A 26455-nucleotide genomic window follows, 5' to 3' on the forward strand; every position below is an offset into this window, starting at 1 on the left:
GCCGGTTAACGGTACGGCGCATCGGCTTCAAGGTTCGCGGCGATGGCCCGCTCCCACTTGTCCCCGTTCGCCAGCAGCTTGGCCTTGTCGTAGAGCAGTTCCTCGCGCGTTTCGGTCGCGTACTCGAAGTTCGGGCCCTCGACGACTGCGTCCACCGGGCAGGCTTCCTGGCAGAAACCGCAGTAGATGCACTTCGTCATGTCGATGTCGTAGCGCGTGGTGCGGCGCGAACCGTCGGCCCGGGGAGCCGCTTCGATGGTGATCGCCTGCGCCGGGCAGATCGCCTCGCACAGCTTGCAGGCGATGCAGCGCTCCTCGCCGTTGGGATAACGGCGCAGGGCGTGCTCGCCGCGGAAGCGGGGCGAAAGCGGGTTCTTCTCGAACGGGTAGTTGATCGTCGCCTTGGGACTGAAGAAGTACTTCAGGGTCAGCCAATGCGCCTTCACGAACTCCCAGAGCGTGAAGCTCTTGATGAGATATGCGACGGTCATGCGAAGTGTCCGATAGCCATGAGGTAGCCGCTGACGATCACGACGAAAGCGAGCGATACGGGCAGGAAGACCTTCCAGCCCAGGCGCATCAGCTGGTCGTAGCGGTAACGGGGAACCGTCGCCTTCACCCAGCTGAATACGAAGAAGAAGAACAGGATCTTGAGCAGGAACCAGACGAAGCCCGGCACGATGTAGAGGAACGGGATGTCGAGCGGCGGCAGCCAGCCACCCCAGAACAGGGTCGCGTTGAGCGCGCACATCAGCAGCACGTTGGCGTACTCGCCGAGCCAGTAGGCGGCGAATGCCATCGACGAATATTCGGTCTGGTAACCGGCGACCAGTTCGCTTTCCGCTTCGGTCAGGTCGAACGGCGCGCGCTGGGTTTCGGCGAGGCTCGAGATCAGGAACATAACCCACATCGGGAACAGCAGCGGGTTCGCGACGAAGCCGTTGATGATACCGAGGACATGGCCCTTCTGCGCCAGCACGATGCCGTTCATGTTGAACGTGCCGGCCCACAGCACGACGCAGATCAGGATGAAGCCGATCGAGACTTCATAGGAGATCATCTGCGCCGAGGCGCGCATCGCCGAGAAGAACGGGTACTTCGAGTTCGAGGCCCACCCCGCCATGATCGTGCCGTAGACGCCCAGCGAGCTGATCGCGAGGACATAGAGCAGTCCGACGTTGATGTTGGCCAGCATGCCGTTCGAATTGAACGGGATCACCGCCCAGGCCATCAGCGCCAGGGTGAAGGTCAGGACCGGCGCGATCAGGAAGAGGCCCTTGTTCGCAGCGGAGGGGACGATCGTTTCCTGGAGGAACACCTTGAGGCCGTCCGCGAAGGACTGCAGCACACCGAACGGGCCCACCACGTTGGGACCACGGCGCAACGCCATGGCGGCCCAGATCTTGCGGTCGCCGTAGATGATCATCGCAACGCTGAGCATCAGCGGCAACGCGATCAGCAGGATACCGCAGATCGTCGAGACGAACCACGCCCACTCGTACGTCATCCCGAGGGACTGGAAGAACGCAGTCATTCCGCCGCCTCCGCGAATTCCTCGCCGTGCAGCAGTTCAGCCGAACAGCGCTGCATCGTCGCGCTGGCGCGCGCGATGGGGTTGGTCATGTAGAAGTCCTTGATCGGATAGGCGATCGCGCCCGAAGCCGAACCGCCACCAGAGGCAAGGGCCGTGCCGTAATCGGCCAGCCCTTCCTGCCCGAGAGCGGGAACGGAGGCGACCATCGCGGCGCGCAACTCGTCGAAGCTGTCGAAGCCGACCGCAACGCCGAAGGCATCGGCCAGCGCGCGCAGGATCGTCCAGTCCTCACGCGCGTCGCCGGGCGCGAAGACGGCCTTGTCGGCGAACTGCACGCGGCCTTCGGTGTTGACGTAAGTGCCCGCCTTCTCGGTATAAGCCGAGGCGGGCAGCACGACGTCGGCAGCGTGGGCCGCCTTGTCGCCGTGATGGCCAATGTAGACGATCATAGAGCCAGCGAACTTGGCGTAGTCCACCTCATCGGCGCCGAGCGAAATCAGCACCTTGGGCTTGGCGGCCGCCAGGTCGGCGATTCCGCCCTTTTGCGCGTAGCCAAGCATCAGGCCGCCCATGCGCGCAGCCGCCATGTGCAGGACGTTGAAACCGTTCCAGGCCGATCCGTCCTCGAGCGTGCGCACGAGGTTGAACTGGCCGGCAAGCGCGAGACCTGCTTCCAGACCCCCACGGCCGAGAGCCGCACCGCCCAGGATCACCGCCGGCCGCTTGGCGCCCGAGAGCGCGTCGGCGACGTGGCCCGGCAGGTTGCCCAGCAGCGACAGGTCCTCGCCGAGGAATTCGCCGCCGAACGTGGTTTCCCACTCGGGACCGACCAGGAAAACCTTGGCACCGCGCTTGACCGCCTTGCGCAGACGCACGTTGACGGAAGGCGCTTCCCAACGAACCATCGAGCCGACGATCAGGATCGCGTCCGCCGTCTCGATGCCCGAGAACGTGGTGTTGAAGTTCACGGCCGACAGGCTGGACGTATCGTAGTCCATGCCGGTCTGGCGACCCTCGAGGAGGGTAGAACCCAGCGCGCCGACGAGCGCCTTGGCGGCGAACATGGTCTCGCAATCGACCAGGTCGCCGGCGACGGCGGCGATCGACGCGCCGGGGTTCAGCGTGGCAATCGCGGCGAAAGCCTCGTTCCAGGTGGCAGCGACGAGCTTGCCGTCACGGCGCAGGTACGGCTTGTCGAGACGGCGCTTGGTCAGGCCGTCGACCTGGTAACGCGCCTTGTCGCTGATCCATTCCTCGTTGACGTCGTCGTTGTTGCGCGGCAGCGCGCGCAGCACTTCGCGGCCCCGGCTGTCGATGCGGATGTTGGCGCCAGTGGCGTCCGAGACGTCGATGCCGAGCGTCTTCTTCAGCTCCCAAGGACGCGCTTCGAACGCATAAGGGCGGCTCGTAAGCGCACCGACCGGGCACAAGTCGATCACGTTGGCGCTCATCTCGTGGTGAGCGGCCTTCTCCAGATAAGTCGTGATCTGCATGGATTCGCCGCGATAGAGCGCGCCGATCTCGTCCACGCCGGCGACTTCTTCCGAGAAGCGCACGCAGCGGGTGCAGTGGATGCAGCGCGTCATCGTGGTCTTGATGAGCGGACCCATGTACTTCTCGGTCACCGCGCGCTTGTGCTCGTGATAGCGCGAGCCGCCGCGGCCATAGGCCACCGACTGGTCCTGCAGATCGCACTCGCCGCCCTGGTCGCAGATCGGGCAGTCGAGCGGGTGGTTGATGAGGAGGAACTCCATCACCCCTTCCCGCGCCTTCTTGACCATTTCGGAATCCGTGCGGATTTCCTGGCCTTCGGTGGCAGGCAGCGCGCAGCTTGCCTGCGGCTTGGGCGGTCCGGGCTTCACTTCGACCAAGCACATGCGGCAGTTGCCAGCGATGCTCAGGCGCTCGTGATAGCAGAAGCGGGGGATTTCCTTGCCGGCAAGCTCGGCCGCCTGCAGCACGGTCGCGCCTGCAGGGACCTCGATCTCGATGCCGTCTACTTTGACTTTTGGCATTATTCGGCAGCCTCTTGCAGCGAGCCAGAGCGTGCTTCGATGCGGCGCTCGATCTCGGGGCGGAAGTGCTTGATGAGGCCCTGGATCGGCCAAGCGGCGGCATCGCCCAGGGCGCAGATGGTGTGGCCTTCGACCTGCTTGGTCACCTGCTGGAGCATGTCGATCTCGTCGACGTGCGCGTCGCCGGTGCGCAGGCGCTCCATCACGCGCCACATCCAGCCGGTGCCTTCGCGGCACGGCGTGCATTGGCCGCAGCTCTCGTGCTTGTAGAAGTACGAGATGCGGCTGATGGCGCGCACGATGTCGGTGGACTTGTCCATGACGATGACGGCGGCGGTGCCGAGACCAGAGCCGACCGCCTTGAGGCCGTCGAAGTCCATCGGCGCGTCCCAGATGTCGGCCGAGGGCACCAGCGGCACCGACGAGCCGCCGGGGATCACCGCCAGCAGGTTGTCGCGACCGCCGCGAATGCCGCCGCAATGCCGCTCGATCAGTTCGCTGAACGGGATCGACATCTCTTCCTCGACCACGCAGGGACGGTTCACGTGCCCGCTGATCTGGAACAGCTTGGTGCCCTTGTTGTTCTCGCGCCCGAAGGAGGAGAACCACGATGCGCCGCGCCGCAGGATAGTAGGAGCGACCGCGATCGATTCCACGTTGTTCACGGTCGTCGGGCAGCCGTAGAGGCCCGCGCCGGCCGGGAATGGCGGCTTGAGGCGGGGCTGGCCCTTCTTGCCTTCGAGGCTCTCGATCATCGCGGTCTCTTCGCCGCAGATGTAGGCGCCCGCGCCGCGATGGACGAAGACGTCGAAGTCGTAGCCCGAACCGCAGGCGTTCTTGCCCAGCAGGCCCGCCGCGTAAGCCTCGTCACGCGCCGCGAACAGGGTCTCGGCCTCGCGGATGTATTCGCCGCGAATGTAGATGTAGGCCGCGCGCGCACCCATTGCGAAGCCCGCGACCAGCGCGCCTTCGAGCAGGAGGTGCGGATCGTGGCGGATGATCTCGCGATCCTTGCACGAACCGGGCTCGGACTCGTCGGCGTTGATGACGAGGAAGCTGGGCTTGGGGTTGCCGTTCTGGTCGAGCGGCGCCTGCTTGGGCATGAACGACCACTTCATGCCGGTGGGGAAGCCCGCACCGCCGCGACCGCGCAGGCCAGAAGCCTTCATCTCGTCGATGATGGCGGCCGATCCGCGCTCGATCAGCGCCTTGGTGTTGTCCCAGGCGCCGCGCGCCTGCGCTTCCTTCAGGTTCCACGGCTGGAAGCCATAGACGTTGGTGAAGATGCGATCCTTATCAGCGAGAGCCATTACCACTCACTCCGATAGTCATGGTTGGCGGTCATCATCGCCGCGAGGTTGGTCGGTTCGCCCACCGGCTCGACGGTGTGGCGCGCCGGGTCCTGGGTTCCCGCCTTGGGGCTTTCGCCGCGGGCGAGCGCGTCGAGCACGGCGTCCATGCGCTCGGGCGTCAGATCCTCGAAGTTATCGTCGTTGATCTGGACCATCGGGGCCGAGGCGCAGTTGCCCATGCACTCGACCTCGGTGAACGACCAGAGGCCGTCTGCCGTGGTGTGGCCCTTTTTCATGCCGCGCTTCTTGCACGTCTCGATGATGTCGTCGGACCCGCGCAGCATGCACGGCGTGGTGCCGCAGACCTGGACGTGAAAGCGGCCGATCGGCGCGATGTTGTACATCGTGTAGAACGAGGCGACCTCGACCACGCGGATGATCGGCATGTCGAGCTGGGCTGCGACAAACTCCATCACCGGGATCGGCAGCCAGCCTTGGGTGTTCTCCTCCGCGCCGACCTGGCGCTGGGCAAGGTCGAGAAACGGCATCACCGCCGAGCGCTGACGCCCTTCGGGATAGCGCGCGAGGATGTCCTTCGCCTTGGCGAGGTTGGCTTCAGTCCAGGCGAAATTGCCCCAACGGGCCCGCAATTCGGGCGTATCGGGTTCGATATAGCGGTCAGCCATGCTTACCTCTGCGCTTCAGCCACTTGTCCTGGCCGAAAAAGAAAATTTCGAATCCGCCAACGGCGGTCGCGAGCATCGCGATCATCGGGGAGGGAGCGATCCCCAGCCACAGCACGGCAAAATAGAGCCCGATCAGGAACAGCCCGGTGAGGCTCGCCCATATGCGGATCATGTCGACAGTGTTGAACTTGGTCATCGGCCCCACTCCCACGCTTACCGGATGAATTCGACCCGAGAGCACAGATCGCCCTCGAAACTGTAGACGGCGATCACGTCGAACGGCTCGACCAGTTCCGAACCGTCGCTCGCGGGGCCCCGCGTCACATGCTCGCGCATCAGGACGTAAGTGCCGATCTGCTGAGCCTCGACGATCTCCGCATGGTTCTGCGGCCAGCGCACGAAAGCTGCGGCCAGACCCGAACGCGTGCCCTCCTTGCCTTCGCGCACCACGGCGCCGCGATAGTTCGCCTCGCTCGCCTCGTCGGTCATGTACGAGACGTAAGTGTCGACGTCCTGCGCGTTGTAGGCGGCGATCATGGCCTTGGCGGTGTCGAGGTTGCTCAACGGTCGCACTCCCCGAAGACGATATCCATGGCCCCCAGGATCGCGGTCGCGTCGGGCAGCATGTGGCCCTTGGACATGAAGTCCATGGCCTGCAGATGGCTGAACGCGGTTGGCCGGATCTTGCAGCGGTACGGCTTGTTCGTGCCGTCCGAGACGAGATAGACGCCGAATTCGCCCTTGGGGCTTTCGGTGGCGACGTAGACCTCGCCGGCCGGGACGTGGAAGCCCTCGGTGTAGAGCTTGAAGTGATGGATCAGCGATTCCATCGACGACTTCATTTCGGCGCGCTTGGGCGGCGAAACCTTGCGGTCGGTCGAGGCCACCGGGCCTTCCGGCATCTCGCGAAGACACTGCTTCATGATCCTGACCGACTGCTTCACTTCCTCGGCGCGGACCATGAAGCGGTCATAGCAGTCCGAGGCGGTGCCGACGGGGATCTCGAAGTCCATGCGGTCGTAGACGTCGTAGGGCTGGCTCTTGCGGATGTCCCAGGGGATGCCTGCGGCGCGGATCATCGGGCCAGAGAAGCCCCACGCCAGCGCGTCTTCCTTGGAGACGATGGCGATGTCGACGTTCCGCTGCTTGAAGATGCGGTTGTCGATCACCAGGCTGAGCGCGTCGTTGAACAGGCGCGGCACGCGCGTGTCGAGCCAGTCGGCGATGTCGGTCAGCAGCTTGAGCGGCACGTCCTGATGGACGCCGCCGGGGCGGAACCAGGCCGAGTGCATGCGCGCGCCGGACGCACGCTCGAAGAAGTTGAGGCAGTCCTCGCGCAGTTCGAACAGCCACAGGTTCGGCGTCATCGCACCGATGTCCATGATGTGCGAACCCATGTTCATCATGTGGTTGCAGATGCGGGTCAGCTCGGCGAACAGCACGCGCAGGTACTGGCCGCGCAGCGGCACTTCCAGGTTGAGCAGCTTCTCGATCGCCAGGACGTAGGAATGCTCCATGCCCAGCGGCGAGCAGTAGTCCAGGCGGTCGAAGTACGGCAGCGCCTGGAGGTACGTCTTGTGTTCGATCAGCTTCTCGGTGCCGCGATGGAGCAGGCCGACGTGCGGATCGATCCGCTCGATGATCTCGCCGTCCAGCTCCATGACCATGCGCAGCACGCCATGCGCGGCCGGGTGCTGGGGACCGAAGTTGATCGTGTAGTTGGTGATGACCTCGTCGCCGGTGGTGGGCGACGTCTCAAGCTGCATGCTCACTTGGCGTCTCCCTTCTCGGACTTCTCGGCGGCCTTGTCGTTCGCCTTGTCACCGGCGCCCGTGTCGGCCTTGGTCTCGGTGACCTTCGGCGTCGCGACCGGCGGCGGGGCAGCGGCTGCCGCCGCCTTCTCGTCACCCGGAAGAACGTATTCGGCGCCTTCCCAGGGGCTCATGAAGTCGAAGCTGCGCAAGTCCTGCGCCAGCTTGACCGGTTCGTAGACGACGCGCTTGTCCTCCTCGGAATAGCGCAGCTCGACATAACCGGTGAGCGGGAAGTCCTTGCGGAACGGGTGCCCCTCGAAGCCGTAGTCGGTGAGAATACGGCGCAGGTCCGGGTTGCCGGAAAAGATCACGCCATACATGTCGAACACTTCGCGCTCGAGCCAGCCGGCGTTGGGCCACAGCGTCGTCACCGTCGGCACCGGGGTGTTCTCGGCAGCCGTCACCTTCACCATGAGGCGATGGTTCTTCGTCACCGAAAGCAGCATGTAGACGACGTCGAAGCGCTCGGGACGCGAGGGATAGTCCACCCCCGCCATTTCCATGAGTTGCTGGTAGCCGTGGTCGTCGCGCAGCGCGCGCAAGGCGTTCTCGATCTCGTCGCGCGCGACGGTGAGCACGATCTCGCCGTGCTCCTCCTTCGAGGCAACGACTTTCGAGCCAAGCGCGGCGACGAGAGCGTCGAGGACGCCCTCGTTCGAGGCGATCTTCGGTGCGGAATGCAGAACGGGCATCTTGTCCTTACCTCTCGACCGTGCCCACGCGGCGGATCTTGCGCTGCAGTTGCATCACGCCGTAGAGCAGCGCTTCCGCCGTCGGCGGGCAACCGGGCACGTAGATGTCCACTGGCACGATCCGGTCACAGCCGCGCACGACCGAGTAGCTGTAATGATAGTAGCCGCCGCCATTGGCGCACGAGCCCATCGAGATGACGTATTTGGGCTCCGACATCTGGTCGTAGACCTTGCGCAGGGCCGGGGCCATCTTGTTGCACAGCGTACCGGCCACGATCATGACGTCCGACTGGCGCGGGGAAGCGCGCGGCGCGGCGCCGAAGCGCTCCATGTCGTAGCGGGGCATGTTGACGTGGATCATCTCGACCGCGCAACAGGCTAGGCCGAAGGTCATCCACCACAGCGAGCCGGTACGGGCCCACTGGAAAAGCTCCTCGGTGCTGGTGACGAGGAAACCCTTGTCAGAGACCTCCTGGTTGAGGTCCTTGAAGAAGGACTGATCGGGCGCGGTGATCGCACCGCCTGCGGGGGCCAGAGGCTGTCCGGCGCTGTTGACGAGCGTGCTCATTCCCAGTCCAGAGCTCCCTTCTTCCATGCATAGGCGAGGCCGATGGCCAGTTCGCCGAGGAACACCATCATCGTCAGCCAACCGGCCCAGCCGGTCATCTTGAGCGAGACGGCCCAGGGGAACAGGAAGGCGGCTTCGAGATCGAAAATGATGAACAGGATCGCGACCAGGTAGAAGCGTACGTCGAACTGGCTGCGCGGGTCCTCGAACGCGGGGAAGCCGCATTCGTATTCGCTGTTCTTGTCTTCGCTAGGCTGGTGCGTGCCGGTCAGGCGCGCGACGCCCATCGGCAGGAACACGAGGACGGAAGAGAGTCCGACCGCGACCAGCAGGAAAATCAGAATCGGCAGGTATTGTGACAGATCGGTCAATGGTCTCGTGCCTCATACCGGATGCGACGTTGACGGACTCGAAGGGTCATGGGCGAAAGCCGTCAAGTTGGCGCGCTCTTAGGCCACGGCCGGAGGCGCTGCAAGGTGTTCAATATGATAAAATGTCCTACCTGCGTTGCATTGCAACACGCATCTGCCCTTGCCCCGCGGAATTTCCGGACATGAGCCGGACGGTGCAGAAATCCGCAATTGTCCTCGGCGATTTTCGCAACCATGGGCGAGGTAATTGCGAAACGATCGCGACATCACTTGGCAATTCGACGGGGGCTCCCATCTTGGTGACCGACGGGCTCGACCCGCCAGTTGGAAAACCCGGGACGGCGATGAAGTGGTTGCCCGATCCGTCGTAAAAGCGTCGCATCATTGCAATTGACGCATCGCAACATTATCCGGTCGTCAAGTCTCACTAGTTCCAGTGCGAAAGGCATACTAAATGGCCCAGATCTCCGCATCAGACCCGATCGTCATCCTTTCCTATGCGCGCACGCCGATGGGCGGGCTCCAGGGCGTCTTCGCGGACGTTTCTGCAACCGATCTGGGTGCCACTGCCGTCAAGGCCGCCGTCGAACGTTCGGGAGTGGCAGGCGACGACATCGAGCGCATCTACATGGGCTGCGTCCTGCCCGCGGGCCTCGGCCAGGCCCCTGCGCGCCAGGCCGCGATCAAGGCCGGACTGCCCAAGTCCGTCCAGGCGACCACGGTGAACAAGGTCTGCGGTTCTGGCATGCAGACGGTTATCATGGGTGCCGAGGCGCTGGCTTCGGGCTCGCTCGACGTCGTCATCGCCGGCGGCATGGAATCGATGACCAACGCGCCGTACCTTTCCAAGAAGCACCGCTCGGGTGCCCGCGCCGGCCACGACACCATCTACGACCACATGTTCCTCGACGGCCTGGAAGACGCCTACGAGGGCGGCTCGATGGGCTCCTTCGCCCAGGTCACTGCGGACGAATACCAGCTCACCCGCGAGAACCAGGACGACTACTCGATCGAGTCGCTGCGCCGTGCGCAGGAAGCGATCACCACCGGCGCCTTCAAGGATGAGATCGTCCCGGTGACGGTCAAGAGCCGCAAGGGCGAAGTCGTGGTCGACACCGACGAGCAGCCGCCCAAGGGGAACCCCGACAAGATCAGGACCTTGCGCGCCGCCTTCGCAAAGGACGGCACGATCACCGCCGCCAGCTCCAGTTCGATCTCGGACGGCGCCGCCGCCGTGGTGCTGAGCCGGGCAAGCGTGGCGCAAGCCAAGGGTCTGACTCCGATCGCCACCGTGGTTGGCGTAGCCGCCCATGCCCAGGAGCCCGCCAAGTTCACCACCGCACCGGTCGGCGCGATTACCAAGCTGATGGACAAGGTGGGCTGGCAGCTTTCCGACGTCGACCTGTTCGAGGTCAACGAGGCCTTCGCCTGCGTCGCCATGTTTGCCATGCACGACCTCGGCATCCCGCACGACAAGGTGAACATCCACGGCGGCGCCACTGCCCTGGGCCACCCGATCGGCGCTTCGGGCACCCGCATCATCGTCACCCTCGTCAACGCCCTGAAGGAAAAGGGCCTGAAAAAGGGCGTCGCCAGCTTGTGCATCGGCGGTGGCGAGGCCACGGCCGTGGCGATCGAACTGGCCTGACACGCGGGCCCGACCGGCAACTACGCGAACCCCCGCCCTCACCGGCGGGGGTTTTCGTTTGGGGTGGGGCCTGACGACTCCGCGTTCTTCCCTGTTCCGAAGGAATGAAGAAAAGCGGCAGCGGCAGCGTGGGCCGTTTCCCTGCTCCACCGAACTCCGCCAAAAGAAAAGGGCCCCGGAACCACTGCTCCGGAGCCCTTCCCTGTTGTCATGCGAGACCGCTCAGGCGGCGACCGGGGCCGCCTTGCGCACGCCTTCGTCGACATGCTCCTCGAACTGTTCGAAGTTGTCGATGAACTGCTTCACCAGGGTCTGCGCGGTGCGATCGTACTCGAGCGGATCGGCCCAGGCGCCGCGCGGGTCGAGCAGCTTGCTGTCCACGCCGGCGACGGCAACCGGGACTTCGAAGCCGAAGTTCGGGTCTTCCTTGAACTCGGCGGCGTTGAGGCTGCCGTCGAGCGCGGCGTTGAGCAGGGCCCGGGTAGCCTTGATCGGCATGCGCTTGATGCCTTCCATGGTCGCCTTGCCGCCGGACCAACCCGTGTTGACCAGCCAGCACTTCACCCCGCCCTTGGCGATCCGCTCCTTGAGGAGGTTGCCGTAGACCGACGGGTGGCGCGGCATGAACGGGGCGCCGAAGCAGGTCGAGAAGGTCGCTTCCGGCTCGGTCACGCCGATCTCGGTGCCGGCAACGCGCGCGGTATAGCCCGAGAGGAAGTGATACATCGCCTGGTCGGGTGTCAGCCGCGCGATCGGCGGCAGGACGCCATAGGCGTCGGCGGTCAGGAAGATGATGTTCTGCGGCACCGGCCCTAGGTTCTTCTCCGAGCAGTTCGGGATGAAGTCGATCGGATAGGAACCACGGCTGTTCTCGGCCAGGGAGTTGTCCTCCAGGTCGATCTTGCGGGTCACGGGATCGATCACGACATTTTCGAGAACCGTGCCGAAGCGGCGGGTGGTGGCGTAGATTTCCGGCTCGGCCTCTTCGGACAGGCGGATCATCTTGGCGTAGCAGCCGCCCTCGAAGTTAAACACGGCGGTGTCCGACCAGCCATGCTCGTCGTCGCCGATGAGCGTGCGGCTGGCGTCGGCCGAAAGCGTGGTCTTGCCGGTACCGGACAGGCCGAAGAACACGGCGGTGTCGCCGTCGGGCCCGATATTCGCCGAGCAGTGCATCGGCATCACGCCCTTCACCGGCAGCAGGTAGTTGAGGATGCCGAAGACCGACTTCTTCATTTCGCCCGCATAGGCGGTGCCGCCGATCAGGATCAGCTTCTCGGAGAAGTTTACCGCGATCACCGTTTCGGTACGCGAGCCGTGGCGCTCGGGATCGGCGCGGAAGCTCGGCAGGTCGATGATCGTGTACTCGGGCGCGAAGCCGGCGAGTTCATCCTCGGTCGGACGCACGAGCAGGGTGCGGATGAACAGGTTGTGCCAGGCGAATTCGTTGACGACGCGCACGTTGACGCGGTTCTCGGGCTGAGAGCCGCCGAACAGGTCGGCCACGTAGAGGGTATCCTTCGCGGCGAGCGCGGCCAGGAAATCCTCCTTGAGGGCGGCGAAGTGCTCCGGGGTCATGGGCACGTTCGTCTTGCCCCACCAGACCGTCGATTCCGTCTCGGCGTCCTTGACGATGAACTTGTCCTTCGCCGAGCGGCCGGTGTGCTTGCCGGTGGCGACGACGAATGGGCCGTCTGCCGACAGCACGCCCTCGCCGTTCTTCACCGCATGCTCGACCAGGGGGGCCGTGCCGAGGTTCGCGAAGATCTGAGCCTTCGTCTCAATGCCCTGTTTGTCGAGCGGATAGCTTAGCGAAGTGGTCAATGTCATCTCCTCCAAAAGATGGCGTCGTTACGGGTATTCCCGCTGACGCATTCGCGATTCCTGCGCAAGAATCGGGCCACGAAATAGGTAGCAGTCTCTTTTCCGTCAAATTGGTAGCAATTGGAACCGTCAAGGATCTGTTCAGGCGAGTTTTAATCGCGAAGGAGCAACGCACTGGACCGTCTGGCCGCCGATTGTCATCCGCGTCCGCAGCCGCTAGGCAGCATCGCTCCATGTAGCATAAGGGAAATTGCGCGCGCCCATGGCCGATGCTCCCGCTCCCCCCGCCTCGCCGGACGAGACGCCGGTTTCCGCGCTCGCGCGCCAGCAAACGATTGCCTTGGTCGACGACGACCGCAACATCCTGACGACGCTCTCGATCGGCCTCCACGCCGAGGGGTTCGCGACCCGCGTCTATGCCGATGGCGAGACAGCGCTCAAGGCACTGCTGGAGAACCCCCCGGACCTCGCGATCTTCGACATCAAGATGCCGCGCATGGACGGGCTCCACCTGCTCCAGGCCCTACGCGCGCAGTCCAGCCTGCCGGTGATCTTCCTGACTTCCAAGGACGAGGAACCCGACGAGGCGCTGGGGCTGGCGATGGGAGCGGACGACTACATCGCCAAGCCCTTCAGCCAGCGCCTGCTCGTCGCGCGCATCCGCGCCATCCTGCGGCGCAGCGAACTGGCCCGGGCCGAACCCGAGGAGGTGGCCCCCGCCGACCTGCCCGACCCGGTCGTGCGCGGCCGCCTTACGCTCGACCCGGCGCGTCACCAGGTCACCTGGGACGCAAGGCCGGTCTCGCTCACCGTCACCGAATTCCTGATCCTGGAGGCCATGGCCCTGCGACCGGGCGTGGTGAAAAGCCGCAACCAGTTGATGGACGCCGCCTACAGCGACGATGTCTATGTCGATGATCGAACCATCGACAGCCACATCAAGCGCCTGCGCCGCAAGTTCCGCGCGGTCGACCCGGAATTCGCCGCGATCGACACGCTCTACGGCGCCGGATACTCCTTCACCGATGGCTGAAAGGACCCGTGCCAAGCCGCGCCCGCGCGTCGCCGTGCGACTGGGGCTGTCGTGGAGCATCTCGCTCACCGCGCGCATCCTCGCAGTGAACGTGATCGCGCTCGCGCTGCTCGCCGGCTCGCTGTTCTACATCGACAGCTATCGCAACGAACTGCTCGCCGAACGCTACCGCCTCGCCAAGTCGGAAGCGGAGATCACCGCCGATGCTCTCGCGGACGAGAACGTTCCCGGCCGCCTGGCGCTGATCGCCCGCATCGGCACCGAGCAGGACTTGCGCCTGCGCCTGTTCGACCCCTCGGGCCATCTCGTGGGAGACAGCTTCGCACTGGCGAGACCGTCCTACGCGCTGATCGATCCGGCAAGCGAGCCCTGGTATCAGGACGCAGCGCGCGTGCTCGACCGGGGCATGGACTTCATCCTGGGTGCGACACCGATACCGGACTATCGCGACCCGCTCCGCAGCGATGCCGCGGCCTGGCCCGAAGTCGCCGCTGCGCTTTCCGGCCGCGAGACACTCATCAACCACAAGGCCGCTCCCGACCGCACCCCCGTCATCATCGCCGCCACGCCGGTGGGCCGCGACGGCTGGGCCCTGCTCGCCACCCGCAACGCGCGTGACATCACCGAGAACGTGCGCATGGCGCGCCAGACGCTGGCCATCATCGTCGGCGGCGCGCTCGGTGTGTCGATCCTGCTTTCGCTGTTCCTGGCGCGCACGATCGTCGAGCCGCTGCGCAAGCTGGTGCGCGCGGCCGTGCGCGTGCGCCTCGGCCGCGATCGCAGCGTCGTCGTCCCCCGACTGCCCGACCGGCGCGACGAGGTCGGCCTGCTCGCCCGCGCCATCTCGGACATGAGCGGCGCCCTGCGCCAGCGCATCGACGAAGTGGAGAGCTTCGCCGCCGACGTCGCGCACGAACTCAAGAACCCGCTCACCAGCTTGCGCAGCGCTCTCGAAAGCCTCGACCGCGTCGAGCAGCCCGACTTGCGCCGCCAGCTCATCGGCATCGCCCAGGACGACGTGCGCCGGATCGACTTCCTCGTCACCGAGATCGCCGACGCGAGCCGCATCGACGCCCAGCTCAGCCGCACCACGTTCGAACCCTTCGGCATGGACGAACTCGTGCGCGCCCTCGTCGCCGAACGCGACCAGCGCGGCGTCAACGGCGATTGCCCGGTCATCATCATCCGCGAGGACGGGATCGGCGCGGACGGCGCCGACCTGACCGTCGCCGGCGACGCGCCCAGGCTGGAGCGCGTGCTGCAGAACCTGCTGGACAACGCGGTGTCGTTCTCCCCGCCCGGGGGGGCGATCGAGGTCTCCCTCAGCCGGGTCGACAACCGCGTGAAGATCGCGGTCGCCGACCATGGCCCCGGCATTCCCGAAGTCGCCCGCGAACGCATCTTCGAACGCTTTCACTCGTTGCGGCCTTCCAGCGAGGAATTCGGCAAGCACAGCGGCCTCGGCCTCGCGATCGCGCGCACCATCGTCGAGGCGCACTACGGCAGGCTGGTCGCCACCGACCGCACCGATGGCGGCCCGGGAGCGCGCCTCGTCATCTCGCTCCCGGCGTGGCAGCCGGAAGGATGAGCGCGCCCACCTCGCGGCAGTCCACCTGCGTCGCCATCGACGGGCGCGCGCTGCTTATCGAAGGACCGCCCGGCACCGGCAAATCGAGCCTCGCCCTCGCGCTCCTCGATCGCGGCGCAATGCTGGTCGGCGATGACGCGGTGATGCTCGAAATCGAAGCGACCCGTCTCGTCGCCCGGCCCCATCCCAATACCCGCGGCCTGCTGGAAGTGCGCAACCTGGGCCTCCTGCCCTTCCCTTGCATCGAGGCTGCCCCGGTGGCGCTGGTCCTGGTGCTGGATACCGAGGCCCCGCGCTATATCGAGGAGGCCGAACGCATAGGCATCGACGGCATCGAACTGCCGCTGGTCCGCCTCTGGCCCGCGGGTGGATCGCTCGCGCTAAAGGCCGAACTGGCACTGCGTCGCTACGGATTGTCCCAATAAGGGCGTCGCATCTTTCGCCCCCTTCCCTTTCGCGCCCGCTGCGCGCAGAGAGGCCGGATGGGGAATGAAGCGGAATGAACGGACCGACATCGCAAGCAGCGCCACAAACGGGACCGGGACGCCAGCGCGTGTTGCTGGTCACCGGAATGCTGGGCGCGGGCAAGACCACGGCGCTGCGCGTGCTGGAGGACCTGGGCTGGGAAATCGTCGACAATTTCCCGATCCGCATGCTTGATGCCCTGATCGACGGCGCACCCGACGGCGCCGGAGTCGACCCCACCCCCCTCGCGATCGGATTCGATTCGCGCACTCGCGGCTTCGACCCGGAACGGGTCATCGGTCAGGTGAAGAGCCTCACCGAACGGCGCGACATCGAACTGACCACCCTGTTCCTCGACTGTGCCAGCAACGAGCTGGAGCGTCGCTACAACGAGACCCGGCGCCGCCATGTCCTAGCGGGAGATTCGCCCGTCTCCACCGGCATCCGGGCAGAACGCGAACTGCTCGCCCCGCTGCGTCGCTGGGCCGACATGCTGATCGACACCACCGAGTTCACCTCCAACGACCTGCAGCGGGTGATTCGCGAGCGCTTCGCCTCCAGCGAACCGGGCGAATTGATCGTAACCGTTTCCAGCTTCGGCTTTTCGCGCGGGATGCCACCGGTCGCCGACCTCGTCTTCGACATGCGCTTCCTCGACAACCCGCACTGGGATGCGAACTTGCGCCCGCAGACCGGGCAGGACCCGGCGGTGGGCGACTATATCCGCAAGGACCCGTCCTACGCGGAAGCCTTTGCCCGCATCCGCGACCTCGTCCTGATGCTGCTTCCGCGCTATCGCCTCCAGGGCAAGGCCTACGTCCATATCGCCTTCGGCTGTACCGGCGGGAGACACCGCTCCGTGTTTACTGCGGAGCAAATCGCAGCGGCCTTGCGTCAATCCGGATTTTCGCCCACATTGCTGCACCGCAACCTGGGCTCGCGGGCAGCCGATCTTCTGGAAGGAGGTCTGCGGCGTGAAAAATGAAGACAGCGCCCGGGCGCGATTGCAGGAATTTCGGAGCGTCCTCCCGGCATGATCGGCATGATTCTGGTTACCCACGGCAACCTCGCCGAGGAGTTCGTACACGCGATGGAGCACGTCGTCGGCGACCAGGCCGACGTCGCGACCGTCTGTATCGGCCCGAACGACGACATGGAACGCCGCCGCTCGGAGATCGCCGACGCCATCGTCAAGGTCGATAGCGGCGAAGGCGTGATCGTCCTGACCGACCTGTTCGGCGGCACCCCCTCCAACCTCGCCATCTCGCTGATGCAGGCCGGCAAGGTCGAAGTGATCGCGGGCATCAACCTCCCGATGCTGATCCGCCTTGCCAAGGCGCGCGGCTGCATGCCGGTGCGCGAGGCGGTCGCCGCCGCGCGCGATGCGGGGCGCAACTACATCACCATCGCCAGCGAATATCTGGGGCAGGACGCATGATCGGTTGTCGCGACTCGGTCCTCATCGTCAACAAGCGCGGCCTCCATGCCCGCGCCAGCGCCAAGTTTGTCAACCACGTTGCGGAACTGCCGGCAACCGTGATCGTCAACGTCACCAAGGACGGCACCAGCGCCGCCGGTGGATCGATCCTCGGGCTGATGATGCTTGGCGCGGCGAAGGGTGATACGATCGAGATCGTCTGCTCCGGCGACGGCGCCGAAGATGCGCTCGCAGTCCTCGCCGGCCTCGTGCGCGATGGCTTCGGCGAAGAGTGAAGCAGGCGAACTGATTTCCGTGTCCCCGAAAGACGTGTCCTCGCAAGATTGGCCGAACGAAAGCTCGCGCCGCACCATCACCGGCTTTTCCAATCCCCTGGTCAAGTTTCTGCGCTCGCTGCGCGACAAGAAGCATCGCAAGCGCGAACGACGCTTCCTCGCCGAAGGCCTGCGCCTGCTCACCGATGCGCGAGAATGCGGTATCGTGCCGGAAATGCTGGTCATGGCGATCGGCCGCGACCCGCACCCGCTGCTCGATGCGCTCGAAGACGCAGTGACGGCGGCTGGCGGCGAAGTCGTCGAGATGGACGTCGAGATCCTTGCCAAGGTCACCGGCAAGGACAACCCCCAGGCCGTCGCGGGCGTGTTTACTGAGTTCGACACAAGCCTGGCGGGCCTCGACCGCGCCGCCTCACCGATCTGGCTGGTGGCGCAAGCCCTGCGCGACCCCGGAAACCTGGGCACCATGCTGCGCACCGGTGACGCCGTCGGTGCCGGCGGGCTGATCCTCATCGACGACTGCGCCGACCCCTTCTCGGTGGAGGCAGTGCGAGCGAGCATGGGCGCGATCTTCACCCAGAAGCTGGTGATCGCCCGCTGGGACGAATTCGTAAGCTGGCTGCGCGCCGGCGAAGGCCAACTCGTCGCGGCCTCGCTGCGCGATCCGACCGACTATCGCGAGGCCCCTTATGCCGGGCCCTGCTTCCTCATGGTCGGCAACGAATCGCAAGGCCTGCCCGCCGCCTACGAAGAAGCCTGTGACTTGCGCGTCACGATCCCGATGCTCGGCCGCGCGGACAGCCTCAACGCCGCCGTCGCCGGTGCGGTACTTGCCTACGAAGCGCTCGCGCACCTGCGCAAGACCTGAGCGCACCGTAAAATCCGGCAGCGGTCGTTCATCCGATCCTCAGTTGCCGTGTGGCAAGGTGAGCGGGTGATCCGACGACTCGCCTTTCTCCTCTGCCCCGCGCTTCTCGCCGGATGTTCCGAAAATCGCGACCATTCGCACCTGGCCGAGAGCAGCTGGCGTTTCGAACGGATCGACGGAGAGCGCCCCGTTTCGCAAGCCTCCGGCATCACTTTCGCGGATGGCCGGATCGGCATCGACGTCGGCTGCAGCAGCCTTGGCGGCCCCTGGCGCATCGATTCGGACCGCCTCGTCGCCGGCCCCCTCGACCAGAGCGAGAAGGATTGCGCCGATCCGTCGTGGCACCAGGGCAACGCCGTCAACGCCCTCGTCGTCGCCACCCCCCGCGTGGCCGTGGAAGGCGATCGGATGACGCTGAAATCGAGCGGCCATACCGCCGAACTGGTGCGCGTCGAAAGCCATTGATCCCAAGCCGCTACGCTGTTGACGCATCACGCCTTGGAAATGCTCGAGCACCGCACGCGCCTAACCGGAACTCGCTGGGTCAGGCTCATAGGGTTCGGTTGACGCCTCAGGCCATCCCGGATCGGGAAGGCTCGGGACAGGGACCGGCGATGAACCTCCGACCCGAATTTCCCCGATGGACGGAACCCGGCGGTGTCCCCGTTAGGTGCTTCTGGAGTAGCGTAGCGCAGGACGCGAGACCCGGCCTACGCGGTGCGCCGAAGGCTTCGAGTGCCGAACAACCCATCCGACATACACCACTTACGCTGCCGGCTGCGTTCCCAAGCCGCTGCACCCGTTCTCCGGTAAGAGCCCTGGACGGCCCAATTCATTCCGCCGCCTCGGCCCTATCCTCGGTTTGCTCCTCGATCCGGCCGACGGCTTCGGCGAAACGCGGAGCGGACTCCACAAGGGGAACTTCGTCGGAAATCTCGCGCTTGCCGATCTTGATGTGCTTTTCGCTCAAACGCCGCGCGCGGCTCATCACGTTGCCTTCATAAGTACGAGCGAAGTCGTTGAAACTGTTGACCGCGCGGCCCAGGTGCATGCCGACCTTGCCGAGGTCGTCCTGCGTCTTGGCGAGGCTGTCGTAAAGGTCGCTGCCCAGCTTGCCGATTTCCCGTGCTTCGCGGGCGAGTCCTTCCTGCTGCCAGACTTGCGCGATGGTCCGCGCGATGGCGACAAGGTTGGTCGGGCTGGCGAGCAGTACGCGCCGGTCGAACGCATAGTCCCACAGCCCGGAATCATGCTCAAGGGCGGCAGCGATGAAATGCTCGCCCGGGACAAACATGATAACGTAGTCGGGCGCGTTCTCGAACTGGCTCTGGTAGCTCTTGTTGCCCAGCGTCTGGATGTGGTTCCGCATCGAGGCGGCATGGGCATCGAGGAACGCGGCGCGCAGCGTCTCGTCCTCGGCCTCGAAGGCATCCTGATAGGCGTTGAGCGAAACCTTGGCGTCGATGACGAGTTGCTTGTTGCCCGGAATGCGCACGATCGCGTCCGGACGCAGGCGGCCTTCCTCGGTGTTGACCGATTGCTCGGTCTCGAAGTCTGTATGCTCGGTCAGGCCGCACTGCTCGAGGACGTTCTTGAGCTGCTGCTCACCCCAGCGCCCCCGCGCCTTGGGCGCGTTGCGCAGCGAATTGCCGAGACGCACGGCCTCCGCCCGCACCTGCTCCTGACCCACGCGCAGCGCCTCGATCTGGCCATTGAGCTGGCCGAAGGCATCCATGCGCTTGGCTTCGAGCGCCCCGACCTGTTCCTCGTAGCTCTTGAGGCGATCCCCCACCGGCGCGAGGATCAGGCGGATGCGTTCGGCATTGGCCTTCTCGCTCTCTTCGAAGCGCGCACCGGCGCGGCGCAGGAAAACTTCCTGCGCGCCTTCGAGCACCTTGGCCCCGGCGTTCTCGAACTCCTTGCGCAATGCTTCCTGCGCTTCGATCAGCAGGCGCTTCTGCTCGTCGAAATTGGCGGATTTTTCGCGGAGCGTCGCCAGTTCCGAAGCGAGTTCACGCTGTTCGCGGCGCAGCCCCTCGACCACTGCGGCATGTTCGCCCCGACCTTTTTCGAGGATCGCCGTCAGTTCCGACCGCGCGCGGTCGGCCGCCGCAGCGCCTTCCTGGCGCAGGCGTTCGCACACCGCCTCATGATCGGCGCGGGTGCGTTCCAGCGTCTGGCCCAGCGCATCCGCCCGGCTGGCGCGTTCGCGCGCGGCTTCGAGGTCGGCGAACGTCCTCAGGTACTTGGCGTCGCCTTCGCGCGCCTCCCGTTCCCGTGCCTCGGCCTGGAGGCGCCATTGCACCACCGGGCGCGAACCGAAGAACCAACCGGCGGCAAGGCCGATGACGAGAGCGAGAATCGTGGCGACGACAGGTTCCATAAGCCGAACCTAAACGGAACGTTTCAGGAACGCCAGTCCCGCAGCCCAGTTTTCCACGCCCCTCCCGCAAACGGGGGCGGTATTCAGGCCGCCTTGCGCAGCTTTTCCAGCTTTTTCAGCGCCATCTGGCGCTTGAGACGCGACAGGTGGTCGATGAATAGTATCCCTTCGAGGTGGTCCATCTCGTGCTGGAGGCAGATCGCCATCAGGCCTTCCATGTCCTCTTCGTGCACGGTGCCGTCGAGGTCCTGCCAGCGCGCGCGAATCCGCGAGGGGCGCTCCACGTCGGCGAAGATCTCGGGCACCGAGAGGCAGCCTTCCTGGTAGACGATGAATTCGTCCGAGGGATCGAGGATCTCGGGGTTGATGAAGACCCGCGGTTCCTTCTTGGTGGGCTGGTGCGTGTGGTGATGGTCGCCATGCGAATGGCAGACTTCCGGCTCCGCGTCCTCGTCGTCGGGCTGGAGGTCGATCACCAGGACGCGCTGCGCAACGCCGACCTGAATCGCCGCCAGGCCGATGCCGGGAGCGGCGTACATCGTCTCGAACATGTCGGCGACGAGGGTACGCAGTGCGTCGTCGAACGTTTCGACGGGGACCGATATCTGCTTGAGGCGCGGATCGGGAACTTCGAGGATTTCGCGGATAGCCATTCCGGCCAGATAATCCCGCTGCGGCAATTTCGCAAGATTGCGCGCGCCGATCACTGCAATCGGATCAGGCGACCGGCCTGCGCGCGCGGATCGCCTGAGCCAGAGTGCCCTCGTCGAGATAGTCGAGTTCGCCGCCGACCGGCAGGCCGTGGGCGAGCTGGGTGACCCGGACCGGGAAGTCCTCGAGACGCTCGGCGATGTAGTGCGCGGTGGTCTGGCCTTCCAGCGTTGCGTTCATCGCCAGCACCACTTCGTCAATCCCGCCCGCCCCAATGCGACGGATGAGGCCGTCGATGGCAAGGTCTTCCGGGCGGACGCCGTCCAGTGCGGAAAGCCGGCCGCCCAGGACGTGATATTTCCCGGTGAACAGCCGCGCGCGGTCGAGCGCCCACAAGTCGGCCACTTCCTCGACCACGCAGAGCGAACGGGCATCGCGCCGCGGATCGGCGCAGATCGCGCAGGGGTCGGTGGTATCGACATTGCCGCAAGTCCCGCACTCGACGAGCGCCTCGCGAACGGCGCCGAGCGCTTCGACCAGTTGCACCAGCGCCGTCTCACGCCGCTTGATGAGCCACAGCACGGCCCGGCGCGCGGAACGCGGTCCGAGCCCGGGCAGGCGCGACAGGGCGGCGGTCAGCGTCTCGATCTCTTGCGATGCCATGGAACGGGAGATAGGGCCTGCGCCTGTCCTTAGGAAGCCCGTCGGAGAGTTCCCCACATCATGCGCATCATCTTCATGGGAACACCCGATTTCGCGGTGCCCGCGCTGGTCGCGCTGGTCGAGGCCGGGCACGAGGTCGTGGCCGCCTATACCCAGCCGCCGCGTCCGGGCGGCAGGCGCGGCAAGGAACTGACCCCCTCGCCCGTGCACAAGGAAGCCGAAGTGCGCGGGATCGAGGTGCGCCACCCGGTTTCGCTGAAAGGAGCAGACGAGCAGGCTGCCTTCGCGGCGCTGGAGGCGGACATCGCGGTCGTCGCGGCCTATGGGCTGATCCTGCCGCAAGCGGTGCTCGACGCGCCGCGCCTTGGGTGCCTCAACATCCACGCCTCGATCCTGCCGCGCTGGCGCGGGGCGGCGCCGATCCATCGTGCGATCCTGGCCGGCGACCCGACGACGGGGATCACCATCATGCAGATGGAGGCAGGGCTCGACACCGGGCCGATGCTGGCGACCTTGCGCACCACCGTCGACCGCAAGACCACCGGCGAACTGACCGCCGAACTGGCGGACCGGGGCGCGCAGCTGCTGATCGGCACGCTGCGGGACCTCGCCGTGCATCGTGCCGTCCGCCAACCCGACGACGGGGTGACCTATGCGAAGAAGATCGACAAGACCGAGGCCCGGCTCGACTTCACGCAAGGCGCCGAGGCGGTGGAGCGTCAGGTCCGAGCATTCATGCCGGTGCCCGGCGCCTTCTTCGAACTGGATGGCGAGCGCTACAAGGTATTGGCGGCCGAAGTCGTCGAGGGCATTGGCGAGCCCGGCACGACGCTCGACGATGCGCTGACGGTGGCGTGCGGAGTCGGCGCGATCCGTTGCGGACGCGTTCAGCGTGCGGGCAAGCCGGCGATGGAGGCGGCCGAACTGCTGCGCGGTCGGCCGATTCCGGCGGGGACGCGATTGGGGTAAGTTTTAGCGCCTGTCCGCTTGCAGAGGAATCGGCACAAGGCTTGAGCCGGTGCCGCTTGAACAGGACGACCGCTACGCCTTGTCGGGCATGATGCGCACCGGAGGCGGCTCGTCGGCCCAGCGTTCGTGGTTTTCGCAAAGCGTGCTCGCCAGCTTCTCCCAGGCAGCCACCGGCTTGTCCCTGACCTTGATGTTGAAGCGATCGGTAGTGCGAAATTCCAGCACCTCGGCCCCTTGCGGGCCTGCGGTATAGGCATAGGGCACCTCGCTGCCGACGAAGAAAACGTCGCCTGCAGCAAGCGATTCGGTGCCCATCCGGATCGATCCGGCGACGACGTAGTATAGGCAGTCGCAATCGTGGCTGTGGAGCGGCAAGGGAAAACCGCTCTTCACCCACAGGCGCGCCAGGCTCATGCCCTCGCGGCGATAGGGGACGTCGGCATATTCGCCGCGTACCGCCATCGCCTCGGCAATCCGGGGCTGCGCGGCCGCCAGGTTCGGCGTCTCGCCTTCGTAGGTCATGCAGGCGCAATCATCGAGCGTCGGCGCCTCGGCACCGCGAAATATCTCGAAGCGGGGGCGTTGCTGGTCGGCCATTTTCGGCTCCTTTCCCGGTCAGGCGAGGATGGTGCCATCGGCGCCCCGCTTCGCCAAGCCCATTGAACCCGCGCGCCAGTCCTGTATCGGCGGGGCGGTTATGACCCGCTTCGCGCTCACTCTCGAATTCGACGGCGGCCCGTTCATGGGCCTGCAGCGCCAGTCCCACGGCCCCTCGGTGCAGCAGGCGGTCGAGGATGCTGCCTTCGCGGTCACCGGCGAGAAAGTCGTCATGCACGCGGCCGGGCGCACCGATGCCGGCGTCCATGCGCTGGGGATGCGGGCGCATGTGGAGGTGGAAAAGCCGTTCGCGCCGTTCAGGCTGATGGAGGCGCTGAACGCCCTGCTGCGCCCTGCCCCGATCGCAGTGCTCGACTGCGCGGTGGTGCCGGACGACTGGCATGCCCGCTTCTCGTGCATCGGCCGCGCCTATGTCTATCGCATCGCCGACCGCCGCGCGCCGCTGACGCTGGAGCGCGGCAAGGCCTGGCAGGTCACCAAACCCCTGGACGCGGCGGCGATGCACCGGGCCGCGCAGGCGCTGGTGGGCCGGCACGACTTCACGACGTTCCGCTCGGCCCACTGCCAGTCGGCATCGCCGCTCAAGACGCTGGACCGGCTCGCGGTGCGGCGCGAAGGCGGCATGGTGCTGGTGGAAGCGGAAGCGCGCAGCTTCCTGCACCATCAGGTTCGCTCGATGGTGGGCTGCCTCGCGCTCGTCGGCATGGGGCGCTGGCGCGAGGAGCAGGTGGCCGAAGCCCTGGCGGCGCGGGATAGGCAGGCGCTGGGGCTGAACGCCCCGCCGGACGGGCTTTACTTCGTGCGCGCGGTCTATCCCGAGAGCTGACCGGCCGCGCCGCCGCGGCGGGCGAGCAGTCGCTCATAGCACGCGATCAGGCCGAGCGAGACGCCCGCCACCAGCACGCCCAGAATCATGTCCACGAGATAATGCGTACCCTCGACCGGGGTGGACAACAGCATCGCCGCATTGAGCGCCACGATGGGCCAACGCAGCGCGGCCATGCGCCAGACAGCGACGACGTAGAGAACCGCAGCGGCCGTGTGGAAGCTGGGCGCCGACACGATGCCGCGCAAGTGCCCGAGATCGACGAAATGGACCTCGTGCGCCCGCAGCGCCGGGATAAGTCCCGATTGCCACAGCTCGCTTTCGGGCATGTAGGCTATCGGCGCGTGCCAGAGATGGGAAAACGGGCCGACCGCCGGCATCAGGCTGAACAGGGCCAGAGTGATGACGGTCGCCAGCCAGAACCCCGCGATGAAGGTATAGGCCCGCTCGCGCTGTCCGGACCGCGCGGCGCACCACAGCAGCAGTGCGGGCGTGACGTAGATGCTGCGATAGGCCACCGTGCCCAGCGCCTGGAGCAGGGGATGGGCGGCGACGAGGCGATACCAGTACAGCCAGTCGAACCCCAGGCCTGCGTCGATCCGCTGCAGCGCGACGTCCGCATAGCCATGGGTCAGAGCCGCGACGGGGTAGCTCATGCTGGCCCCCATCAGTGAGATCAGGGTGAAGATCGCCACGTATTCACAGAAATCCGCGAGCGCCGCGGCGTGGCGCCATCGGGTCCAGGGCAGGCCGAAGCGCAGGGTCAGCAAGGCCGTGCCCGCCAGATAGATAGGGATGTTCCCCGGATTTCGCGGATCGATCTGCAGTTCGGCGAGGTGCATCAGCGCCGCGAACAGGGCAAGGGTCAGCAGCAGGGCCACCAGCAGGTGGCGGCGGATCGAGGGCCGGGCGGACTGCTTGTCTTCGGCAAGGGACGGGATGGGCGTCGCTTGCGGCCGCACGACGGCGACTGCGGCGGGCATGGGGCCGGATGGCCGCATCGATGACATTTCGGTATTTCCAGGAGAACGTGGGCGGACGGACAAGGCTGAGACCAGCCCGACTCCCGCTTAAGGGTGGATGAACCGAATGGGAGCCGGCATCGCAATCGGCCCGCACGCCCCCCTGCTTGGCGGCCCCCTGCTTGGCGGAAAAGATTCGCGCGCCTACGAAAAAGGCGCGCCTCCGCCAGGAAGCGCGCCTTTTTCCGTCAGGCCGGAGCCCCGTATATCAGGCCTTGGCGACGACGCTTTCCGGCAGGTCCTGCCCGAACACGCGCTGGTAGTATTCGGCCACCAGCATGCGCTCGGTCTCGTCGCACTTGTTGAGGAACGACAGGCGGAAGGCGAAGCCCACGTCGTTGAAGATCGCCGCGTTTTGCGCCCAGGTGATGACCGTGCGCGGGCTCATCACCGTCGAGATGTCGCCATTCATGAAGCCCTGGCGCGAGAAGTCGGCGACCTTGACCATGTTGGCGATCGTGCCCGCATCGATCTGCGGTACCTTGGCGGCGACGATCGCCGTTTCCGTACCGGCAGGCAGGTAGTTGAGCGCCACCACCATGTTCCAGCGGTCCATCTGGCCCTGGTTGATCTGCTGGGTGCCGTGATAGAGCCCCGAGGTATCGCCCAGGCCCACCGTGTTCGCCGTGGCGAAGAGGCGGAAGTGCTTGTCCGGGCGGATGACTCGGTTCTGGTCGAGCAGGGTCAGCTTACCCTCGGTCTCGAGGATGCGCTGGATCACGAACATCACGTCGGGGCGGCCGGCGTCGTATTCGTCGAACACCAGCGCGACCGGGTGCTGGAGTGCCCAGGGCAGCAGGCCCTCGCGGAATTCGGTCACCTGCATGCCGTTGCGCAGGACGATCGCGTCGCGGCCGATCAGGTCGATGCGGCTGATGTGCGCGTCGAGGTTGATGCGGATGCACGGCCACTTGAGGCGCGCGGCGACCTGCTCGATGTGGGTCGACTTGCCGGTGCCATGGTAGCCCTGCACCATCACGCGGCGGTTGTAGGCAAAGCCCGCCAGGATCGCGAGCGTGGTGTCCGGATCGAACACGTAAGTCTCGTCGAGGTCGGGCACGCGTTCGTCCGCCACCGAGAAGGCGGGGACCTTCATGTCGATGTCGATCCCGAAGGTCTCGCGCACGTCGACTTCGATGTCGGGAGCGGCCAGGACGGTGGCGTCGCGGTTCTCGGCGGTCTGGATCTTGGATTCTGTCATTGCAGGCTATC

29 protein-coding genes are annotated in these 26455 nt (G+C 65.7%); 11 read left to right on the plus strand and 18 right to left on the minus strand.

Annotation, left to right across the window (positions count from 1 at the left end; genetic code table 11):
* Nucleotides 1-5 precede the first annotated feature (5 nt).
* Genes nuoI through ACFFDA_RS14480 form a run of 11 tightly spaced genes read right to left on the minus strand, consistent with a single transcriptional unit; the run spans nt 6 to nt 8972 of the window.
* On the minus strand, nt 6-491 hold the full coding sequence (gene nuoI, locus ACFFDA_RS14430; protein ID WP_404481165.1) for an NADH-quinone oxidoreductase subunit NuoI: 486 nt from the start codon (nt 489-491) through the stop codon (nt 6-8).
* Complete coding sequence (gene nuoH / locus ACFFDA_RS14435) at nt 488-1534, minus strand: NADH-quinone oxidoreductase subunit NuoH (protein WP_404481167.1); 1047 nt, start codon at nt 1532-1534, stop codon at nt 488-490. The genes nuoI and nuoH overlap by 4 nt, the downstream gene beginning before the upstream one ends.
* The gene (gene nuoG / locus ACFFDA_RS14440) at nt 1531-3549 is read right to left on the minus strand and encodes an NADH-quinone oxidoreductase subunit NuoG (RefSeq protein ID WP_404481169.1); all 2019 of its coding nucleotides are present in this window, start codon (nt 3547-3549) and stop codon (nt 1531-1533) included. Before nuoG ends, nuoH begins: the two co-directional genes overlap by 4 nt.
* A complete protein-coding gene (nuoF, locus tag ACFFDA_RS14445; protein WP_404481171.1) occupies nt 3549-4859 on the minus strand; it encodes an NADH-quinone oxidoreductase subunit NuoF in 1311 nt (436 codons plus the stop codon). Before nuoF ends, nuoG begins: the two co-directional genes overlap by 1 nt.
* Nucleotides 4859-5527, minus strand: a complete 669-nt coding sequence (locus ACFFDA_RS14450) for a complex I 24 kDa subunit family protein (RefSeq protein ID WP_404481173.1) — start codon at nt 5525-5527, stop codon at nt 4859-4861. The genes nuoF and ACFFDA_RS14450 overlap by 1 nt, the downstream gene beginning before the upstream one ends.
* Complete coding sequence (locus ACFFDA_RS14455) at nt 5520-5723, minus strand: hypothetical protein (protein WP_404481175.1); 204 nt, start codon at nt 5721-5723, stop codon at nt 5520-5522. The genes ACFFDA_RS14450 and ACFFDA_RS14455 overlap by 8 nt, the downstream gene beginning before the upstream one ends.
* 17 nt (nt 5724-5740) lie before the next feature.
* Complete coding sequence (locus tag ACFFDA_RS14460) at nt 5741-6091, minus strand: nuclear transport factor 2 family protein (protein WP_404481177.1); 351 nt, start codon at nt 6089-6091, stop codon at nt 5741-5743.
* On the minus strand, nt 6088-7293 hold the full coding sequence (locus ACFFDA_RS14465; protein WP_404482759.1) for an NADH-quinone oxidoreductase subunit D: 1206 nt from the start codon (nt 7291-7293) through the stop codon (nt 6088-6090). Before ACFFDA_RS14465 ends, ACFFDA_RS14460 begins: the two co-directional genes overlap by 4 nt.
* Before the next feature lie 2 nt (nt 7294-7295).
* Nucleotides 7296-8033, minus strand: coding sequence for an NADH-quinone oxidoreductase subunit C (locus ACFFDA_RS14470; RefSeq protein ID WP_404481179.1), 738 nt, complete (start codon nt 8031-8033; stop codon nt 7296-7298).
* Between the two features lie 7 nt (nt 8034-8040).
* Nucleotides 8041-8601: a NuoB/complex I 20 kDa subunit family protein gene (locus ACFFDA_RS14475; RefSeq protein ID WP_404481181.1), complete on the minus strand. Its 561-nt coding sequence runs from the start codon at nt 8599-8601 to the stop codon at nt 8041-8043.
* Complete coding sequence (locus tag ACFFDA_RS14480; RefSeq protein ID WP_404481183.1) at nt 8598-8972, minus strand: NADH-quinone oxidoreductase subunit A; 375 nt, start codon at nt 8970-8972, stop codon at nt 8598-8600. The genes ACFFDA_RS14475 and ACFFDA_RS14480 overlap by 4 nt, the downstream gene beginning before the upstream one ends.
* A 454-nt stretch (nt 8973-9426) precedes the next feature.
* Here ACFFDA_RS14480 and ACFFDA_RS14485 point away from each other — a divergent pair, with 454 nt between their 5' ends.
* Complete coding sequence (locus ACFFDA_RS14485; protein ID WP_404481185.1) at nt 9427-10620, plus strand: acetyl-CoA C-acyltransferase; 1194 nt, start codon at nt 9427-9429, stop codon at nt 10618-10620.
* 222 nt (nt 10621-10842) lie between these two features.
* On the opposite strand, the gene ACFFDA_RS14490 is transcribed toward ACFFDA_RS14485, so the two are convergent.
* A complete protein-coding gene (locus tag ACFFDA_RS14490; protein ID WP_404481187.1) occupies nt 10843-12444 on the minus strand; it encodes a phosphoenolpyruvate carboxykinase in 1602 nt (533 codons plus the stop codon).
* Nucleotides 12445-12706: 262 nt separating this feature from the next.
* Here ACFFDA_RS14490 and ACFFDA_RS14495 point away from each other — a divergent pair, with 262 nt between their 5' ends.
* The 8 genes from ACFFDA_RS14495 (at nt 12707) to ACFFDA_RS14530 (ending at nt 18576) form a co-directional block, all read left to right on the plus strand.
* Complete coding sequence (locus ACFFDA_RS14495; protein WP_404481189.1) at nt 12707-13477, plus strand: response regulator transcription factor; 771 nt, start codon at nt 12707-12709, stop codon at nt 13475-13477.
* Nucleotides 13470-15065, plus strand: coding sequence for a stimulus-sensing domain-containing protein (locus tag ACFFDA_RS14500; protein ID WP_404481191.1), 1596 nt, complete (start codon nt 13470-13472; stop codon nt 15063-15065). Before ACFFDA_RS14495 ends, ACFFDA_RS14500 begins: the two co-directional genes overlap by 8 nt.
* Entirely contained in the window at nt 15062-15490 is a 429-nt protein-coding gene (locus ACFFDA_RS14505) for an HPr kinase/phosphorylase (RefSeq protein WP_404481193.1), read from the plus strand. The genes ACFFDA_RS14500 and ACFFDA_RS14505 overlap by 4 nt, the downstream gene beginning before the upstream one ends.
* A gap of 74 nt (nt 15491-15564) precedes the next feature.
* Nucleotides 15565-16515, plus strand: coding sequence for an RNase adapter RapZ (gene rapZ / locus ACFFDA_RS14510; RefSeq protein ID WP_404481195.1), 951 nt, complete (start codon nt 15565-15567; stop codon nt 16513-16515).
* Between the two features lie 48 nt (nt 16516-16563).
* Nucleotides 16564-16968 carry a PTS sugar transporter subunit IIA gene (locus ACFFDA_RS14515; RefSeq protein WP_404481197.1) on the plus strand — a complete coding sequence of 135 codons (405 nt, stop codon included), beginning with the start codon at nt 16564-16566 and terminating at the stop codon, nt 16966-16968.
* Complete coding sequence (locus ACFFDA_RS14520) at nt 16965-17243, plus strand: HPr family phosphocarrier protein (protein ID WP_404481199.1); 279 nt, start codon at nt 16965-16967, stop codon at nt 17241-17243. The genes ACFFDA_RS14515 and ACFFDA_RS14520 overlap by 4 nt, the downstream gene beginning before the upstream one ends.
* A gap of 19 nt (nt 17244-17262) precedes the next feature.
* The gene (locus ACFFDA_RS14525; RefSeq protein ID WP_404481201.1) at nt 17263-18111 is read left to right on the plus strand and encodes a TrmH family RNA methyltransferase; all 849 of its coding nucleotides are present in this window, start codon (nt 17263-17265) and stop codon (nt 18109-18111) included.
* A 66-nt stretch (nt 18112-18177) separates the two neighbouring features.
* Nucleotides 18178-18576, plus strand: a complete 399-nt coding sequence (locus ACFFDA_RS14530) for an META domain-containing protein (RefSeq protein ID WP_404481203.1) — start codon at nt 18178-18180, stop codon at nt 18574-18576.
* A gap of 367 nt (nt 18577-18943) precedes the next feature.
* Here the strand turns inward: ACFFDA_RS14530 and rmuC are convergent, their stop codons facing one another.
* The 3 genes from rmuC to recR all read right to left on the minus strand — a co-directional run bounded on the left by rmuC (nt 18944) and on the right by recR (nt 21808).
* Nucleotides 18944-20494: a DNA recombination protein RmuC gene (gene rmuC, locus ACFFDA_RS14535; protein ID WP_404481205.1), complete on the minus strand. Its 1551-nt coding sequence runs from the start codon at nt 20492-20494 to the stop codon at nt 18944-18946.
* A gap of 83 nt (nt 20495-20577) precedes the next feature.
* On the minus strand, nt 20578-21147 hold the full coding sequence (def, locus tag ACFFDA_RS14540) for a peptide deformylase (RefSeq protein ID WP_404481207.1): 570 nt from the start codon (nt 21145-21147) through the stop codon (nt 20578-20580).
* Between the two features lie 64 nt (nt 21148-21211).
* Entirely contained in the window at nt 21212-21808 is a 597-nt protein-coding gene (gene recR, locus ACFFDA_RS14545; RefSeq protein WP_404481209.1) for a recombination mediator RecR, read from the minus strand.
* Between the two features lie 60 nt (nt 21809-21868).
* Between recR and fmt the strand changes: the two genes are divergently transcribed.
* Nucleotides 21869-22777 (plus strand): methionyl-tRNA formyltransferase, encoded by a 909-nt coding sequence (gene fmt, locus ACFFDA_RS14550; protein ID WP_404481210.1) that lies wholly within the window; start codon nt 21869-21871, stop codon nt 22775-22777.
* A gap of 72 nt (nt 22778-22849) precedes the next feature.
* Here fmt and ACFFDA_RS14555 read toward each other — a convergent pair whose 3' ends face one another.
* The gene (locus tag ACFFDA_RS14555) at nt 22850-23374 is read right to left on the minus strand and encodes a cupin domain-containing protein (protein WP_404481212.1); all 525 of its coding nucleotides are present in this window, start codon (nt 23372-23374) and stop codon (nt 22850-22852) included.
* Nucleotides 23375-23474: 100 nt separating this feature from the next.
* Between ACFFDA_RS14555 and truA the strand changes: the two genes are divergently transcribed.
* Nucleotides 23475-24221 carry a tRNA pseudouridine(38-40) synthase TruA gene (truA, locus tag ACFFDA_RS14560; RefSeq protein WP_404481213.1) on the plus strand — a complete coding sequence of 249 codons (747 nt, stop codon included), beginning with the start codon at nt 23475-23477 and terminating at the stop codon, nt 24219-24221.
* On the opposite strand, the gene ACFFDA_RS14565 is transcribed toward truA, so the two are convergent.
* A complete protein-coding gene (locus ACFFDA_RS14565; protein WP_404481215.1) occupies nt 24206-25231 on the minus strand; it encodes a phosphatase PAP2 family protein in 1026 nt (341 codons plus the stop codon). The two genes, truA and ACFFDA_RS14565, sit on opposite strands and share 16 nt — an antisense overlap.
* 220 nt (nt 25232-25451) lie before the next feature.
* Nucleotides 25452-26444 (minus strand): cobaltochelatase subunit CobS, encoded by a 993-nt coding sequence (gene cobS / locus ACFFDA_RS14570; RefSeq protein WP_404481217.1) that lies wholly within the window; start codon nt 26442-26444, stop codon nt 25452-25454.
* Nucleotides 26445-26455 lie beyond the last annotated feature (11 nt).

The sequence above is a fragment of the Novosphingobium sp. BL-52-GroH genome (assembly GCF_044813085.1).
Taxonomy (GTDB): domain Bacteria; phylum Pseudomonadota; class Alphaproteobacteria; order Sphingomonadales; family Sphingomonadaceae; genus Novosphingobium.

Excerpts from the sequence above, each read along its gene's own strand:
- ACFFDA_RS14520 (WP_404481199.1), top strand. The coding sequence starts at position 16,965 with ATGATCGGTTGTCGCGACTCGGTCCTCATCGTCAACAAGCGCGGCCTC.
- truA (WP_404481213.1), top strand. The coding sequence starts at position 23,475 with ATGACCCGCTTCGCGCTCACTCTCGAATTCGACGGCGGCCCGTTCATG.
- ACFFDA_RS14500 (WP_404481191.1), top strand. The coding sequence starts at position 13,470 with ATGGCTGAAAGGACCCGTGCCAAGCCGCGCCCGCGCGTCGCCGTGCGA.
- fmt (WP_404481210.1), top strand. The coding sequence starts at position 21,869 with ATGCGCATCATCTTCATGGGAACACCCGATTTCGCGGTGCCCGCGCTG.
- cobS (WP_404481217.1), bottom strand. The coding sequence starts at position 26,444 with ATGACAGAATCCAAGATCCAGACCGCCGAGAACCGCGACGCCACCGTC.
- ACFFDA_RS14515 (WP_404481197.1), top strand. The coding sequence starts at position 16,564 with ATGATCGGCATGATTCTGGTTACCCACGGCAACCTCGCCGAGGAGTTC.
- nuoF (WP_404481171.1), bottom strand. The coding sequence starts at position 4,859 with ATGGCTCTCGCTGATAAGGATCGCATCTTCACCAACGTCTATGGCTTC.
- ACFFDA_RS14505 (WP_404481193.1), top strand. The coding sequence starts at position 15,062 with ATGAGCGCGCCCACCTCGCGGCAGTCCACCTGCGTCGCCATCGACGGG.
- rapZ (WP_404481195.1), top strand. The coding sequence starts at position 15,565 with ATGAACGGACCGACATCGCAAGCAGCGCCACAAACGGGACCGGGACGC.
- rmuC (WP_404481205.1), bottom strand. The coding sequence starts at position 20,494 with ATGGAACCTGTCGTCGCCACGATTCTCGCTCTCGTCATCGGCCTTGCC.
- nuoI (WP_404481165.1), bottom strand. The coding sequence starts at position 491 with ATGACCGTCGCATATCTCATCAAGAGCTTCACGCTCTGGGAGTTCGTG.
- ACFFDA_RS14565 (WP_404481215.1), bottom strand. The coding sequence starts at position 25,231 with ATGTCATCGATGCGGCCATCCGGCCCCATGCCCGCCGCAGTCGCCGTC.
- ACFFDA_RS14455 (WP_404481175.1), bottom strand. The coding sequence starts at position 5,723 with ATGACCAAGTTCAACACTGTCGACATGATCCGCATATGGGCGAGCCTC.
- nuoH (WP_404481167.1), bottom strand. The coding sequence starts at position 1,534 with ATGACTGCGTTCTTCCAGTCCCTCGGGATGACGTACGAGTGGGCGTGG.
- ACFFDA_RS14470 (WP_404481179.1), bottom strand. The coding sequence starts at position 8,033 with ATGCCCGTTCTGCATTCCGCACCGAAGATCGCCTCGAACGAGGGCGTC.
- ACFFDA_RS14475 (WP_404481181.1), bottom strand. The coding sequence starts at position 8,601 with ATGAGCACGCTCGTCAACAGCGCCGGACAGCCTCTGGCCCCCGCAGGC.
- nuoG (WP_404481169.1), bottom strand. The coding sequence starts at position 3,549 with ATGCCAAAAGTCAAAGTAGACGGCATCGAGATCGAGGTCCCTGCAGGC.
- ACFFDA_RS14485 (WP_404481185.1), top strand. The coding sequence starts at position 9,427 with ATGGCCCAGATCTCCGCATCAGACCCGATCGTCATCCTTTCCTATGCG.
- ACFFDA_RS14555 (WP_404481212.1), bottom strand. The coding sequence starts at position 23,374 with ATGGCCGACCAGCAACGCCCCCGCTTCGAGATATTTCGCGGTGCCGAG.
- recR (WP_404481209.1), bottom strand. The coding sequence starts at position 21,808 with ATGGCATCGCAAGAGATCGAGACGCTGACCGCCGCCCTGTCGCGCCTG.
- ACFFDA_RS14495 (WP_404481189.1), top strand. The coding sequence starts at position 12,707 with ATGGCCGATGCTCCCGCTCCCCCCGCCTCGCCGGACGAGACGCCGGTT.
- ACFFDA_RS14465 (WP_404482759.1), bottom strand. The coding sequence starts at position 7,293 with ATGCAGCTTGAGACGTCGCCCACCACCGGCGACGAGGTCATCACCAAC.
- ACFFDA_RS14450 (WP_404481173.1), bottom strand. The coding sequence starts at position 5,527 with ATGGCTGACCGCTATATCGAACCCGATACGCCCGAATTGCGGGCCCGT.
- def (WP_404481207.1), bottom strand. The coding sequence starts at position 21,147 with ATGGCTATCCGCGAAATCCTCGAAGTTCCCGATCCGCGCCTCAAGCAG.